16 protein-coding genes are annotated in these 14,753 nt (G+C 62.5%); 7 read left to right on the top strand and 9 right to left on the bottom strand.

The window, feature by feature from the left end; translation table 11 throughout:
* Positions 1-161: 161 nt before the first annotated feature.
* Positions 162-2,231, bottom strand: a complete 2,070-nt coding sequence (locus AC07FD_RS11530) for an ASKHA domain-containing protein (RefSeq protein ID WP_478349952.1) — start codon at positions 2,229-2,231, stop codon at positions 162-164.
* 89 nt (positions 2,232-2,320) lie between these two features.
* Between AC07FD_RS11530 and AC07FD_RS11525 the strand changes: the two genes are divergently transcribed.
* Positions 2,321-2,563 (top strand): hypothetical protein, encoded by a 243-nt coding sequence (locus AC07FD_RS11525; RefSeq protein WP_477228713.1) that lies wholly within the window; start codon positions 2,321-2,323, stop codon positions 2,561-2,563.
* A 79-nt stretch (positions 2,564-2,642) separates the two neighbouring features.
* On the opposite strand, the gene AC07FD_RS11520 is transcribed toward AC07FD_RS11525, so the two are convergent.
* From AC07FD_RS11520 to AC07FD_RS11495, 6 genes are all read right to left on the bottom strand, one after another.
* Positions 2,643-3,617, bottom strand: coding sequence for a methyltetrahydrofolate cobalamin methyltransferase (locus AC07FD_RS11520; protein WP_457153730.1), 975 nt, complete (start codon positions 3,615-3,617; stop codon positions 2,643-2,645).
* 83 nt (positions 3,618-3,700) lie between these two features.
* Entirely contained in the window at positions 3,701-4,792 is a 1,092-nt protein-coding gene (locus AC07FD_RS11515; RefSeq protein WP_478349951.1) for a methylenetetrahydrofolate reductase, read from the bottom strand.
* The gene (locus AC07FD_RS11510) at positions 4,789-5,400 is read right to left on the bottom strand and encodes a methylenetetrahydrofolate reductase C-terminal domain-containing protein (protein ID WP_478349950.1); all 612 of its coding nucleotides are present in this window, start codon (positions 5,398-5,400) and stop codon (positions 4,789-4,791) included. Before AC07FD_RS11510 ends, AC07FD_RS11515 begins: the two co-directional genes overlap by 4 nt.
* Positions 5,393-5,695, bottom strand: a complete 303-nt coding sequence (locus tag AC07FD_RS11505; protein WP_477289258.1) for a virulence factor — start codon at positions 5,693-5,695, stop codon at positions 5,393-5,395. Before AC07FD_RS11505 ends, AC07FD_RS11510 begins: the two co-directional genes overlap by 8 nt.
* Before the next feature lie 204 nt (positions 5,696-5,899).
* Positions 5,900-6,682, bottom strand: a complete 783-nt coding sequence (locus tag AC07FD_RS11500; RefSeq protein WP_478349949.1) for a formyl transferase — start codon at positions 6,680-6,682, stop codon at positions 5,900-5,902.
* A gap of 86 nt (positions 6,683-6,768) precedes the next feature.
* Positions 6,769-7,344, bottom strand: coding sequence for a DUF4893 domain-containing protein (locus AC07FD_RS11495; RefSeq protein WP_478349948.1), 576 nt, complete (start codon positions 7,342-7,344; stop codon positions 6,769-6,771).
* Positions 7,345-7,465: 121 nt separating this feature from the next.
* On the opposite strand from AC07FD_RS11495, the gene AC07FD_RS11490 reads away from it, so the two are divergent.
* The gene (locus AC07FD_RS11490) at positions 7,466-8,389 is read left to right on the top strand and encodes an NAD-dependent epimerase/dehydratase family protein (RefSeq protein WP_478349947.1); all 924 of its coding nucleotides are present in this window, start codon (positions 7,466-7,468) and stop codon (positions 8,387-8,389) included.
* Here AC07FD_RS11490 and AC07FD_RS11485 read toward each other — a convergent pair.
* Positions 8,386-9,018: a DUF1638 domain-containing protein gene (locus AC07FD_RS11485; RefSeq protein ID WP_478349946.1), complete on the bottom strand. Its 633-nt coding sequence runs from the start codon at positions 9,016-9,018 to the stop codon at positions 8,386-8,388. The genes AC07FD_RS11490 and AC07FD_RS11485 overlap by 4 nt on opposite strands.
* A gap of 64 nt (positions 9,019-9,082) precedes the next feature.
* On the opposite strand from AC07FD_RS11485, the gene AC07FD_RS11480 reads away from it, so the two are divergent.
* Positions 9,083-9,223 carry an EncA/B family entericidin gene (locus AC07FD_RS11480; RefSeq protein ID WP_478349945.1) on the top strand — a complete coding sequence of 47 codons (141 nt, stop codon included), beginning with the start codon at positions 9,083-9,085 and terminating at the stop codon, positions 9,221-9,223.
* A gap of 88 nt (positions 9,224-9,311) precedes the next feature.
* Here the strand turns inward: AC07FD_RS11480 and AC07FD_RS11475 are convergent, their stop codons facing one another.
* Entirely contained in the window at positions 9,312-10,010 is a 699-nt protein-coding gene (locus tag AC07FD_RS11475; protein ID WP_027029468.1) for a corrinoid protein, read from the bottom strand.
* Positions 10,011-10,285: 275 nt separating this feature from the next.
* On the opposite strand from AC07FD_RS11475, the gene AC07FD_RS11470 reads away from it, so the two are divergent.
* The 4 genes from AC07FD_RS11470 to AC07FD_RS11455 all read left to right on the top strand — a co-directional run bounded on the left by AC07FD_RS11470 (position 10,286) and on the right by AC07FD_RS11455 (position 14,748).
* Positions 10,286-11,860 (top strand): trimethylamine methyltransferase family protein, encoded by a 1,575-nt coding sequence (locus AC07FD_RS11470; protein WP_478349944.1) that lies wholly within the window; start codon positions 10,286-10,288, stop codon positions 11,858-11,860.
* A gap of 89 nt (positions 11,861-11,949) precedes the next feature.
* The gene (locus AC07FD_RS11465) at positions 11,950-12,639 is read left to right on the top strand and encodes a hypothetical protein (protein ID WP_478349943.1); all 690 of its coding nucleotides are present in this window, start codon (positions 11,950-11,952) and stop codon (positions 12,637-12,639) included.
* 92 nt (positions 12,640-12,731) lie between these two features.
* Positions 12,732-13,469 carry a dienelactone hydrolase family protein gene (locus tag AC07FD_RS11460; protein WP_478349942.1) on the top strand — a complete coding sequence of 246 codons (738 nt, stop codon included), beginning with the start codon at positions 12,732-12,734 and terminating at the stop codon, positions 13,467-13,469.
* Between the two features lie 100 nt (positions 13,470-13,569).
* Positions 13,570-14,748 carry a BaiN/RdsA family NAD(P)/FAD-dependent oxidoreductase gene (locus tag AC07FD_RS11455; RefSeq protein WP_478349941.1) on the top strand — a complete coding sequence of 393 codons (1,179 nt, stop codon included), beginning with the start codon at positions 13,570-13,572 and terminating at the stop codon, positions 14,746-14,748.
* Positions 14,749-14,753: the final 5 nt, after the last annotated feature.

Here is a 14,753-nt window from a genome sequence, read left to right as displayed (position 1 = left end):
CGGCAGGAAGACATTTCCGACCGGCCTTCGACGCCGGCCTAAATGCGCCGCGCATGTTTCCAGCGGATTTCACGAAAACAACGCTTCGGTTTCCGAATCGGCAGATCCGGAAACATTTGCATACAATGAGTTGGAGAGGCTGGCGACCTGGGCGCGCCCGCCTATTCCCGGCCGCGCCGGGCGGCGTGGCCCTCGCGCGAACGCCGGCGCGGAGCGGCGTCGCCGGCGACACCGTCCTCGCTGACCGTCTTGCGCGGCGGCAGTTTCACCGCCGCCGACAGTTTCGGGAACGGATCGACCTTGTTGGGCAGCGCCATGGCGTAGACGAAATGCTCCTGGAATTTCGGTTCCAGCGCGGTCTCGATCTTCTCGATCTTGCTGACCGTGTCCTCGATTTCGCGGCGATAGCCGCGGTTGAGCAGCGCCATGCGCGCACCGGCACCGGCGGCGTTGCCGACGGCCGAAACCTTGTCGAGATCGCAGTCCGGGATCAGGCCCAGCACCATGGCGTATTTCGGATCGATGAAGGAACCGAAGGCGCCGGCGAAATGGATGCGGTCGACATGATCGGTGTTCTGCTTTTCCATCAACAGCTTTGTGCCGGCGTAAAGCGCTGCCTTGGCGAGCTGGATGGCGCGCACGTCGGTCTGGGTGATGGTGATCTTCGGCTCGCCCTCCTTCAGCACGTAGGAGAAGGTGCGGCCATTGGCGGTGACACGCGGCGAGCGGGCGGCAAGTCCGCCGTCGATGACGCCGTCCTCGGAGATGATGCCGGTGAGATACATCTCCGCGACGACCTCGATGATGCCGGAACCGCAGATGCCGGTGACGCCGGTCGCCTGCACGCTGTCGAGGAAGCCCGCCTCGTCGGACCACAATTCCGAGCCGATGACGCGGTACTTCGGCTCCAGCGTGTCGGGGTCGATGCGCACGCGCTCGATGGCACCGGGCGCGGCGCGCTGGCCGCCGGAGATTTCCGCGCCCTCGAAGGCGGGGCCGGTGGGCGAGGAGGCAGCGACGACGCGCGTGCGGTTGCCAAGCACGATCTCGGCATTGGTGCCGACGTCGACGATCAGCATCATCTCGTCCTGGCGATGCGGGCCTTCCGACAGCGTCACCGCCGCCGCATCGGCGCCGACATGGCCGGCGATGCAAGGCAGCATGTAGAGCCGGGCGCCCTGGTTGAGCTTCAGGCCGATATCGGATGCCTTGACGTGCACCGCGCCTGAAACCGCTAGTGCGAAAGGCGCGCCGCCAAGCTCGGTCGGGTCGATGCCGAGGAACAGATGGTGCATGATCGGATTGCCGACGAAGACGGAATCCAGGATGTCGTTGCGGTGGACATTGCCTTCGGCACAGACCTTGTCGACCAGGCCGGAGATCGCTTCGCGCACGGCGACCGTCATGCCTTCGCGACCGTCGGGGTTCATCATCACGTAGGAGACCCGGCTCATCAGGTCCTCGCCGAAGCGGATCTGCGGGTTCGACGTGCCCGACGAGGCGGCGACGCGGCCCGACAGCAGCGACACCAGATGCATGGCAATGGTGGTCGAGCCGATATCGCAGGCCAACCCATAGGCTTCGTTCTTAAGGCCCGGCCACAAAGCGATGACGCGTGCGGTCTCCGAGTCGGCATCCTTGCAGATGGCAGCGGTGGCGGTCCAGCTGCCCTTGCGCAGAATGCCTTGCACTTGCGGCAAGAGATAAAAATCGAAGTCCAGGCTCTTGAGGTTCCAGTCCTTCATCAGGGCGATCTTGAGGCGGTCGAGATCCCCGAGCGGCTTATGCATGTCGGGCTCTTCGATTTCGACATAGCACATGCGGATTGCCGCATCGCGGGCGATCACCCTGGTGTCGGCATCCTTGCGGATGGTCTGCGCGTTGATGACCGTGTCCTGAGGCACGTCGATGACGAGGTCGCCGAGGATCTGCGCCGAGCAAGAGAGGCGGCGCCGTTCGGGCAGGCCGCGCACGCGCTCGTAGCGCTCTTCCTTGGCGCCCTTGGGCGAGATGTGGTCGTTGGAGGAGACGATCTTGTGCTTGGCGAAATTGCCTTCCTGCACTTCGATCTGGCAGCGCCCACAGGTAGCGCGTCCGCCGCAGACGCTTTCGACATAGACGCCGAGCTGGCGCGCGGCATCGAGCACCGGCGTGCCGACAGGAAACCGCCCGCGCTTGCCCGACGGCATGAACAGCACGAGCGGATCGGTGATGTTGGCAGGTGAATTCATGCTTGCACGCGTCTCGATGACGATTGTCGATGCCGTTTAACGGATCGTTTCGCTATTGGGCGGAATGTTTGATGGTCCAGAGGCCAATCATGTCCGATCTCCTCCTGTCCGCCATAACAACCGCTTTTACCATGGTGCGCCTGCTGCGCGGCCCATGGCTGCGCAATCCGCAATATCTGGCGTCCGGTATTGTCGGCGCGATTGTCGGAGCATTGCTGCTCCACGGGTTCTGGCCGGCCGCCGACGACGACTTCATTGTCGGCGGGCTGACCGGCATTTTTGGGTCGTGGGCGGGAATGGTGCTGTTCGACGCCATTTTGGGCATGGCCTGACCGAAACGCACACCGTCCCGACGGCATCATCTGCACGATCGGTTCGGTGAGGTTTACAGGACAGTCCACGATTGCGCGCTTATCCTCGACCCATCCGGGCTTCACGGCCGCCACGGCGACGTCCACCATTGCCGGCGCCTTCGCCCGGCGCATTGACTTGCGTCGGTGCGGCTACCGCCTGGCCGCCTTCGGCCGGCTTGTAGTCCTTGTAGGTGCGAATCCAGTTGGTGCAGTTCTCGTCGGTGCCGTTGAGGACATTGGCGCCGCGTACGGCTTCCATTTCCTGCGGACGCACCGGGTTCATGATCGCGCTCGTCATGCCGGCGCCGATCACCATCGGGATGAAGGCGGCATTGATGCCGTGGCGATGCGGCAGGCCAAAAGAGATGTTAGACAGGCCGCAAGTGGTGTTCACCTTGAGCTCTTCGCGCAGCCGACGCAGCAGCGCGAACACCTGGCGGCCGGCATCGCCGAGCGCGCCGATCGGCATCACCAGAGGGTCGACGACCACGTCGTGCGCGGGAATGCCGAAATCGGCGCAACGCTGCACGATCTTCTTGGCGACGGCGAAACGCACATCCGGATCCATCGAAATGCCGGTCTCGTCGTTGGAGATGGCGACGACAGGGACGTTGTACTTCTTGACCAGCGGCAGGATGGCCTCGAGCTTTTCTTCCTCGCCGGTGACGGAGTTGACCAGCGGCCGGCCCTTGGCGACCTTCAACGCGGCCTCGATCGCGGCGGTGACCGACGAGTCGATCGACAGCGGCAGGTCGACCAGGCCCTGGACGATTTCCAGCGTCTGCACCAGCAGGCCGGGTTCGGTCTCGTTCGGGTTGACCGAGGTAACGCCAGCATTGACGTCGAGCATGGTGGCGCCACAGGCTGCCTGCTCGAGCGCATCCTTGATGACAGTCTCGAAGTTGCCCACGATCATCTCGGCGGCCAGCTTCTTGCGGCCGGTTGGATTGATGCGTTCGCCAATCACGCAGAACGGCTGGTCGAAGCCGATGATGATTTCTCGTGTCGCCGAGGCGACGATGGTCCGGGTCATGAATTCTCTCTCCGCCGTGATATAAAGATTTCTTTATATCGTTGTCTGGTTTCGTTCAAGCGAACGGGTGCTCGTCCGCGCCGTCAGTGCGCGGTCTTCACCATGTCCACCTGCGTTTCGGTAATGTCGTCGTGCAGTATGTGCCCGAGCCGGTCGGCGACCATCTGGTCGTCGCGACGGATTTCGCGTTTCCATGGCTGGCGGCCCTTCAGCACGCCCGATTCATCGACGATCTCGGCGACATATTCCTCCTGGCGATAGGCCATCACATGGACGCCGGAGACGCCGGAGATTTCCTTCACCTCATTGATGATGTCGATGCAGAGCTGCTTGCCTTCCTTCTTCTGGTCCTGCGCGCCCTCCAGCCGCTTGATGACCGAATTGGGGATGTGAATGCCCGGCACGTTGGAGCGGATCCACTTGGCTGTCTTGGCCGAGGCCAGCGGTCCGACGCCAACCAGGATGAAGCACTGCTCGGTATAGCCGAGGTCGCGCACCTTCTGCATGTAGGTGCGGAACATCGGCACGTCGAAACAATACTGGCTCTGCACGAATTGCGCGCCGGCGGCGATCTTCTTGCCCAACCGATGCGGGCGGAAATCGATCGGCGGTGCGAACGGATTGATTGCCGCACCAAGGAAAAGCTGCGGCGGCGTCGTCAGCTTGCGGCCGGACAGGAACTTGCCGTTGTCGCGCATGACGCGGCAGGTTTCCAGGAGCGACATGCAGTCGAGGTCGAAGACCGGCTTGGCGCCGGGCTGGTCGCCGGCCTGCACGCCGTCGCCGGTGAGGCACAGCATGTTGGCGACGCCCATCGCAGCCCCGCCCAGCACGTCGCCCTGAATGGCGATGCGGTTCTTGTCGCGGCAGGCGATCTGCATGATCGGCGCATAGCCCATGCGGGTCAAAAGCGCACAGATGCCAACCGACGACATGTGGCAGTTGGCGCCCGAGGCGTCGACGGCGTTGATGGCGTCAACCCAACCGTCGAAGATCTTCGCCCGGTTGTAGACGTCTTCCGGGTCGGCGCTGTCGGGCGGGTTGAGTTCGGTCGTGACCGCGAATTCACCACGCCGCAGGACACGTTCCAGCCGGCCGCGCGAGGTGTGGCCGGGCAGGGGATCGAGCGGCAGATGGATGCCGGCCGGGTTCTCGTCGCGCTGGCTTCCGATCATGCCGATGCCCCGGTGTTTGCCGCCCCATTCTTGGCTGCAGCGGCGGCTTCGCGCGCGGCGGCCGCCTGCGCGGTAACTCGCAGCCAGGCCGAGGTTTCGCGCAGCGACTGATCGACCGGCTTCTGCACGGTCAGGATCCTGTCGTTGTGGACCATGTTCTGCGAGCCTTCCCAGGCCTTGACCCAGACGCAGGGCATGTCAGGCTCGACCTCGCAATTGCCGTTGGCGCGTACGCCGCCGCACGGGCCGTTGCGCAATTGCTTGGGGCAGTTCATCGGGCAGGACATGCCGGTCGAGGACAATATGCATTGGCCGCACATGCGGCAGTCGAACATGAAGCCCTTGACGCGCTTCTCTATAAATTTGACCGGCCCTTCGACACGGCCGTAGCCGATGCCCTTCCACAAGGGGTGGAGGAGCAGGAACATGTCGGCGAATCTGGCATAGAACCATTCGAGCAATCGCGAGTGCCGCACCGACCATAATCTGACCGCGAAGGAACGCTGCACGCGCCGCTGCGGCGACACGTCGGCCGGCTTGTAGTCGGATTTCGGCGCTGCCTTCTTGACCAGAGTGGCTTGGGTAACCGTTGGCTGGGTGTCAGACATTTTCTTTGCCGCCCGCCTTGACCAGAGCGACCAGCCGCTCACGGTCGTATGTCGTGTCGATGTCCTGGAACGCTTTCTCGACCTCGGCTTCGAGGTCGTCGCCGACCGGAACAGGATCGGCCTTGCGCCATTCGGCCAGATAGTCGTCGGTGCCGCCGGCGCCGGTGCGCATGGCGCACATGTCGATCGCTTCGGTGAAGCGCAGCGGCAGTTCGCGCTTGGCGTTCTGCCGACCCTTCTTGACGATGACCTGGGCAGGGATGTCGCGCCAGTAGACGACGATCAGATCGGCCATGAATTCTCACTCCTCGATGGAGCGAGCATTGCCGGAAGCGCAGTTGGGCCGCTTGTTATGGGACGACGCGCGCGCATTCAAAAGCGACGCATTCGGATGTCGTAAAATGAAAGGTGCGTTTATTCGTTTCCGGCGTGTGCCGGCGGCAGGTTCTATGCGTCGGAAAAGCCGGCGCGGTGCACCCGATCGCGGATCATGATTGCGCTACCAGATGCCGGTTCTCAGGGCTGTCCAGAGGTAGAACCAGATCGTGGGGTGATACCATTGTTTCGACGGCAGGCCCGGGTCGATGGTGGCAAGTTTTCCGGCCAGCACGTCGCTGACCGCTTCGACGCAGATGTCGCGCGAAAACGCCGCCTGGCGCAGCGCGTAGCTCGAAATGCTGTCGCCGCGTTTGGGCTGAGCGCGCACCTGTTTCAACACCGCGCCCGTATCGACGCCGGCATCGACCAGATGCACGGTGGTGCCGAAATTCTGCGCATCACCTGATGCCAGAGCCCAATAGCCGCCATTCATGCCGCGATATTTCGGTGTGATGCCGGCATGATAGTTGAGCACCGGGCAAGGCATTTTGCGCAGCATCTCGGCCGAGATCAGTCGGCAACCGTTGAGCAGCACGACGCCTGGCTGGATCTTTTGGATCGCCTGCAGGCACTCAGGCCCATTGGCCGAGGCCACCTGGATAATCTCCTGGCCTGGTCGCGGCTCAACCTCCAGTCTCTCCTCGGCGATCAATCGCGCGCCATGGCGAGCCAGCAGCCGCTTGCCCACCCTGCTCAGCACCATCGTGCCAAGCTGGCCCATGGCCGAGACCCAACCCTGGCGGCGAGCCCGGCCACGCAGCAATTGCTTTTTGGATTCAGGGGTTTCGAGAATGACGCTGACAGGACCGACGCGATCGGCGATTGCGTTGATCATGGCCCAGACATGCTGGCCGCCGCCGGTCACGACGACGATCGACGCACTGGTTCCAACCGGTGAAGACATGGCCCGCTTTCCTGCCTTGCACGCGGCCGGCTGCCGCATGCTGGCCGGATTTGTGCCGGAATGGAGTTAAATCTTGATGACTACGCTCAGCGCTTGAATTCGAGGATGTCGAGCTTCGATTCGTAGTAGGGCGCGGGAAGTTCGATGCGCCATTCGCCGGCACCGGTGCGGAAGGCATAGCCGACCTGGTCGGTCTGTGGGCCGTTGCCATAAGGCTTTGCCCGATCGTTGTTGACGGAGCCGGAGCCGAGATAGATGGCGCGCTTCTCGCCATCGTCGAAAAAGCGGCCCTGGGTTCGCTGCGAGCCGCTGATCTTTTCGAGCCGCCAGCCGGAGCCGTCGTCGGTCACCTTGCACTTGAACCAGCCATAGATCACGAGCGGCAATGGTCCGCCGGCCTTGATGGTACGGCACTGCCAGTTGCCGGTCAGGTCCTTGTCGGAAAACGCGACCAGCGGTTTTGCCAGCAAGGCGTCGAGCTGCTTGACCTCGGCGGGATCTCCCGCCTTCGCCTCGGCCAGCGCCGCCTTGCGGGTCTCGCCATATTTGTCCAGCCGTGTCTTGTCGGCGGCGGTGATCAGTTTCTGCACCTCACCATCGGCAAGGGCGGGAAGGGTGCAGCAGAGCAGACCGACAGCGGCGAGCAGTGGACGAAGGATCATAGGAGGACTCCCGGTTGATGTCTCGAGCAGCGCCGCTGCGGACCTGGTGCATAACTATCGGGTCGCTGGCGCCTGTCATCCGTGCTTAACAGCGTCACGGTCAAAAATCATGGTGTGACGAATGCGAATCTTGCTCACGGGATCGTCGGGTTGGCTGGGCAGCGCGCTGGCGCCGCGCCTGCGGGCCCTCGGCCACGATGTCACCGGCCTCGATCCCGTTCCATCGAGGGAGACCCGGATTGTCGGCTCGATCGCCGATCGTGATCTTGTCCTACGCACTGTCCGCGACAACCGGATCGAGGCGATCATCCACAGCGGTGCGCTGCACAAGCCCAACATCGAGAACCGCGCCAACAGCGATTTTGTCGCGGCCAACGTGCAAGGCACGCTGAACCTGCTCGATGCAGCGGTGGTGTCCGGCGTGGAGCGTTTCGTCTTCACGTCGACGACCTCGCTGATGATTTCGCAGGCGATACGCGACGGGTTCGAGGGTGGTGCGCGCAAGGCCGCCTGGCTCACGGAGGCGATGTCGCCCGAGCCGCGCAACATCTACGGCGTCACCAAGCTTTCGGCCGAACATCTTTGCCGCCTCTATCATATCCAGCATGGGCTGCCGGTCGTGGTGTTGCGCACCGCCCGGTTCTTTCCCGAAGCCGACGACATGGCACATGCGATCGAGCAGTCGGATGCCAACACCAAGGCCAATGAACTGCTGTTTCGCCGGTTGACGGTGGAGGACGCGGCCGATGCGCACATTCTTGCCCTCGAAAAGGCGCCGCAGCTCGGTTTCGATATCTTTATCGTGTCGGCGCCAACGCCGTTCCGGCCCGATGATTGCGCGGCACTGATCGCCGATGCGCCGTCGGTCGTCGCTCGCTATTTTCCGGATTTTCCGGCGCTCTACGCGCGAAAAGGCTGGACGATGTTTTCCTCCATCGACCGCGTCTATGACGCCTCGCGGGCAACCGACAGGCTGGGTTTCGTCTGCAGGACGAGCTTTGCCGATGTGCTTGCGGAGCTGCGGGCGGAAGCGGGAGCAGCCTAGCCGGCGTGTGCCGCGGCCTGCGCCATTCCGGCCGTCAGGTCGCCATAGCCGGTCGCGCGGCGCTCGTAGGCAAGGCCGAGCAATTTTGCGGCTTTTTCCGCCACCTTATCCAACTCCGGATCGTCGGTCTGGGCCAGGTAGATCAGCTTCTCGTAATTGCCGAAATAGTCCTTGATCAACTCCGGGTGCTTGTCGAGGCCGAGCGGCTTCATGAAGAAGGCGTCGAACTGGCGGCACAGGAAATCGGTCATGTAGAAGGACATCATGTCGTCGTCAGCGATTTTCGCATAGGCCTCCATGCCTTGATAGAAGGCGAAGCAATGCGGGCCGGCCATGCGCTCGACGCCGTGTTTTTCGCAGATCCGGTCGAGCAGGCCACCGGTGCCGCAATCGGCATAGCCGACGAAGACGTGTGAGTAGCCGTCCGCCTTGGCCTTTTCGATGGCCTTGTCCATGGCCGGCGCGATGCGGTCGGGATAGAAATGGAATTCCGCCGGCAGGCAGGTCAGATCGAGGTGATCCAGTCCGAGCTGTTCCTTGACGGCCAGAACTTCGCGCGCAATCATCCCACAGGCGATAACGAGCAGCCTGTCGTCTTGATTCGGTTTCGTTTTTTGTATCTTGGCCATGGGACCAGTCGAGCCGGCCTTCGTTGCTGCGGGGCTAATTTACCTATTGAGGGAGACACCGTCCATGAAACTGTTACGCATCGCGCCGATAGCCGTCCTTGCCTGCGCCCTGGCCCTTACGGCATGTGCGAACACCGTCCGTGGCGTCGGCAAGGATGTCAAATCGACGGCCAGGGCGGTCAAGGACACCGTCACCAAGCCTTGATCTCCACACAGCCTCACCCACCACTTGGGAACAAAAAAGCCGCGCTGCAAGGCGCGGCTTTTTCTATTGTCCATGCCGGATTGGCCAATCACGCCGAAGCGCGAACGTTGTGCTTGCGCTTCATGAAGTCCTTGGCGGTCTCGACCGCCACCGCCGCATCGCGGCAATAGGCGTCGGCGCCGACGGCCTTGCCGAATTCCTCGTTCAGCGGCGCGCCGCCGACCAGCACGACATAGTCGTCGCGAATGCCCTTTTCCTTCATCGTGTCGATGACGACCTTCATATAGGGCATGGTCGTGGTCAGCAGTGCCGACATGCCGATGATATCGGGCTGGTGCTGCTCGATCGCATCGAGATACTTCTCGACCGCATTGTTGATGCCGAGGTCGATGACGTCGAAGCCTGCACCTTCCATCATCATGCCGACGAGGTTCTTGCCGATGTCATGGATGTCGCCCTTGACGGTGCCGATGACCATCTTGCCCTGCTTCGGCGCGCCGGTGGCGGCGAGCAGGGGACGCAGGATGAACATGCCGGCCTTCATAGCATTGGCGGACAAGAGCACTTCGGGCACGAACAGGATGCCGTCGCGAAAATCCTCGCCGACGATGCGCATGCCTTCGACCAGCGCTTCCGTCAGCACCTTGTAAGGTACCCAGCCGCGCTCAAGCAGGATGTTGGTGCCTTCCTCGATCTCTTCCTTCAGCCCGTCATAGAGATCGTCGTGCATCTGCTGCACCAACTCGTCGTCGGAAAGTTCGGAAAGGATGATCTCGTCGTCGGACATTTGTATCGAGCTCCTGCCGGCATCGCGACTGCGTCGCAAGGCACACAATATTCGCGTTCATACCTAACCCGCTGGGGGCATGTATCCATAGCTGATTTGCGACTTCCCGCAAAAGGAAAGCGACCGTAACTCTCTTGGAATTCTTGTCGATTTTGCGACAGGCGTTGGCGCTGGCGGGCCGTTTCGAATAGGGTGCATGGCTACGATCCGGCAAGAAGCGGCGATACGCTGCCGCAATGGATTCCGGACAAGAACAAATTCAGGGAAGAGCGATCATGAGCGAACACGCGGCAGTCGATCAGGAAGCGTCAAACGCGCGACGCGGGCGCGCCGCCAGCGGCGGGGCTGCTGCCCGGCGTGCAGCACGTTCGGGCGGCGGCCCCGGCACCCAGCTCACCTATATCAAGCGCAAGATCAACGTCTATGAGGTGCTGGACGAGGAAGGCCTGGCACTGATCGAGAAGAACACCGACACGGTGCTCGAGGAGATCGGCATCATCTTCCGCGACGACGCGGAAGCATTACAGCTGTGGAAAGAAGCCGGCGCCGACGTCAAGGGCGAGCGTGTGCACTTTCCCAAAGGGCTCTGCCGCTCGCTGCTCAAGACCGCGCCATCCGTCTACACCCAGCATGCCCGCAATTCCGAGCGCTCGGTGCAGATCGGCGGCAACGCCACTGTCTTTGCGCCGGTCTATGGTCCGCCGTTCGTACGCGATCTCAACGGCGTCAGGCGCTATGCGACGATCGAGGATTTCCAGAATTTCGTAAAGCTCGCCTATATGGCGCCGTCGATCCACCATTCGGGCGGCACGGTGTGCGAGCCGGTCGATGTGCCGGTCAACAAGCGCCATCTCGACATGATCTACAGCCACATCAAATATTCCGACAAGCCGTTCATGGGCTCGGTGACGGCCCCGGAGCGCGCCGAGGACACCGTCGCCATGGCCAAGATCGTGTTCGGCGAGGATTTCGTCGAAAACAACACTGTGTTGACCAGCCTGATCAACGCCAACTCGCCGATGGTGTTCGACGAGACCATGCTCGGCGCGCTGAAAGTCTATTCGCGCCACAATCAGGCCTGCATCGTCACGCCGTTCATCCTCGCCGGCGCGATGAGCCCGGTGACGGTCGCCGGCACACTGACGCAGGTTCTGGCCGAGGTGCTGGCAGGCGCATCGTTCACGCAGTTGATCCGCCCGGGCGCGCCGGTGCTGTTCGGCACCTTTGCTTCCTCCATCTCGATGCAATCGGGCGCGCCGACCTTCGGCACGCCGGAGCCGTCGCTGGTGTCCTACGGTGCGGCACAGCTCGCACGTCGCCTCGGCCTGCCATTCCGAACCGGCGGTTCGCTCTGTGCGTCCAAGGTGCCGGACGCCCAAGCGGCCTACGAAAGTGCCAACACGCTGAACTCGACCATCCTTGCCGGCACCAACTTCGTGCTGCACTCGGCCGGCTGGCTCGAGGGCGGGCTCGCCTCCTGCTACGAAAAATTCATGATGGACATCGACCAGCTCGGCATGACGCAGAAGTTTTCCGAAGGCGTCGACCTGTCGGAAAACGGCCAGGCGATGGACGCGATCCGCCAGGTCGGCCCGGGCAGCCACTATCTCGGCTGCGACCACACCCAAGCCAATTTCCAGACTGCCTTCTACCGCTCCAACATCGCCGACAACAATTCCTACGAACAGTGGCTGGCCGAGGGCGAGAAGACCGCGCCGCAGCGCGCCAACGAACTCGCCCGCCGCTGGCTGGAAAGCTATGAGGCACCGTACCTCGATCCGAGCGTCGACGAAGCCTTGAAGGACTTCATCGCCAAGAAGAAGGGGTCGATGCCCGACGCCTTCACTTGAAAGGAGCCCGAGTCAGGCGGGGCTAAAGTCGCCAACATCATTCACAAGGAAGTCTGGCGGAGCGCATTCTCCGATCCGGTCAAGAAGGAATGATTGCGCGTGCCGGCAGCGTTGACCGTATCGCTGCGGCGCTTCTCGCCAACAGCCTTGTTCTTCGTGGCGGGTTCAATTTTGTGCTGGGCGAAGCGCCGCCACCGGGCCGGTCAGGCGCTCCCTCCAAGGCCGTCTTGCTGGTGGGGCAGGCGGGTGCCGCGTCCTGGCCGCATTTCCTGCGATGGCGGGAAAAGCAATCGCCGACCATCGCCAATCCGCTCGACACCTGGTCGCGTGAAGTGATCGGGGCGGTGGCGGAGGTATTCGGGGCGAGGGCCATTTCACCGTCCGACAAGCCCTATCTGCCATTTCAGCAATGGGCGATGCGGGCGGAGGGGCTGAAGCCGTCTCCACTCGGCATCCTCATGCATCCGCACTATGGGCTGTGGCACGCCTATCGTGGTGCGCTGCTGTTCGAGCAAGAACTTGCTCTTCAAGCCGTTGAGACGCCGCTTCACCTTTGCGATGCATGTGTGGAAAAACCTTGCCTGAAATCCTGTCCGGTCGACGCTTATTCCGAACAAGGTTTCGCCTACCAATCCTGTCTGGCGCATGTGCTGGGAGCGAATGGCGGACCGTGCCGAAGCGGCGGCTGCCTCGACCGCAACGCCTGTCCCTATGGCACGGCCTATCGCTATCCACCGGAGGTCCAGGCTTTTCATATGGCGGCATTCGCCGGTCTGTAGTCGTCAGGCGATCCTGCACGAAATGTTGACTGCCGCCTTGTTCTGGCGGCTCACGCGGATATGTATCGCGCATCTGATGAACGGAGCAGGCGATGACGAAACAAGACCTTCAGATCAAGACTAGGGATGGCGTTGCCAGGGCAGGACTTTTCCGCGCTGCAAACACGTCCCCGGCCAAGGCCGGAGTCATCCTGTATATGGACGCGTTCGGACCGCGCGTTGCAGTCGATGGCATGGCGGAACGGTTGGCGGGTGAAGGCTATGCAGTGTTGGTGCCGGACCTGTTCTACCGCAATGCGCCCTACGGGCCGTTCGACGCCAAGACCGCCTTTACCGAGGAAAAGACCAAGACAGCGCTGATGGCACTGGTCACTGGCACCACGCAGGCGATGACCATCAGCGACAGCGGCGCATTCCTCGATGCGCTGGCTGCTGAAGTTGTTACCGGGCCGATCGGCACGGTCGGCTATTGCATGGGCGGCGCACGGGCATTGAACGCCGCTGCAACCTATCCCGAGCAGATAAGGGCGGTGGCCAGTTTCCATGGTGGCAATCTGGCCAGCGATGCCGCCGACAGCCCGCATCGCAAGGCTGCCTCGATCCAGGCGCGTGTCTATGTCGGCACCTCCGGTATCGACAGAAGTTTCCCGCCTGAGCAGTCGGCACGGCTTGCCGAGGCGCTGCGAGTTGCGGAAGTCGACCATGTGATCGAGAACTATGTCGGCATGGCGCATGGCTGGTGCGTGCCGGATCATAGCGTCTTCGATGCGATCGGTGCCGAGCGCCACTGGAAGCGGTTGACGACGCTTTTTGCCGAGACGCTGATCTAAAACTGATCGGGACGTTGCCTGCGGTCGCACCGACCGGTTAGAGACTGCACGATTGGCGCCGCCTGCTGAACGGCGCCGTCAGCGGGAACGATTTGGCCTGATGCAATCCTATGATGTCGTGATCATCGGCGCGGGTGCTGCCGGAATGATGTGCGCCGTGGAGACGGCCAAGCGCGGGCGTTCGGTGCTGATCCTCGATCACGCGGCGATGCCTGGCGAAAAGATCCGCATCTCCGGCGGAGGCCGGTGCAATTTCACCAACATCCATGCCAGCCCGAAGAACTTTCTCTCGGGCAATCCGCATTTCTGCATCTCGGCGCTTAGCCGCTATACGCAGCGCGATTTCATCGCGCTCGTCGAACGCCACCGCATCGCCTATCACGAAAAGACACTGGGGCAGTTGTTCTGCGACGGCTCCGCACGCCAGATCATCGACATGCTGGTCGCGGAAATGCGGAGCAGGGACGTGGAACTGGCACTGTCGGCCAACGTCGGTGATGTCCGCAAAACCGTGGAAGGATTTGTGCTCACCCTCTCCACCGGTACGGTCGCATGCCAGTCCCTGGTCGTGGCGTGTGGCGGCAAGTCGATCCCCAAGATGGGGGCGACCGGCTTCGGCTACGAGCTTGCCGAACGGTTTGGTCTTGCCATTGTCGAAACGCGGCCGGCGCTGGTGCCGCTGACCTTCGACGCAAAAACGCTCGAGCGGCTGGCGCCCCTGGCCGGCAACGCCGTCGAAGCGGAAGTCGCCTGTGGCAAGACACGGTTTTCCGAAGCAATGCTGTTCACGCATCGCGGCGTCAGCGGACCGTCCATCCTGCAGATATCGTCCTATTGGCGCGAAGGCGACGAAATCCGCATCGCCATGCTGCCGGAAGCCGACGTGGCGGACCTCATTCGCACCGCCAAGCGCGGCAATGGGCGGCAAGCCGTGCAGACCGTGCTGGCAAATCATCTGCCGAAACGGCTTGCACAGTCGATCGCCGAGCGCACCGGGATCGACGGCAACCTCGCCGATCTTTCGGATGCTGAGATCAAAACCATCGCCGCGGCGGTCAATGACTGGCGCATCAAGCCGGCCGGTTCGGAGGGCTACCGTACCGCTGAAGTGACGCTTGGCGGGGTCGGCACCAACGGGCTCGACCAGAAGACGATGCAGGCGAAATCCGTGCCGGGCCTGTTTTTCATCGGCGAAGTCGTCGATGTCACGGGCTGGCTGGGCGGCTATAATTTCCAGTGGGCGTGGTCGTCGGGCTGGGTCGCCGGACAAGCGGCCTAAGGCGC

The sequence above is a fragment of the Mesorhizobium waitakense genome (assembly GCF_056431085.1).
Note: the sequence above shows the minus strand (reverse complement) of the source record. Positions and strands in the feature narration are given on the sequence as shown.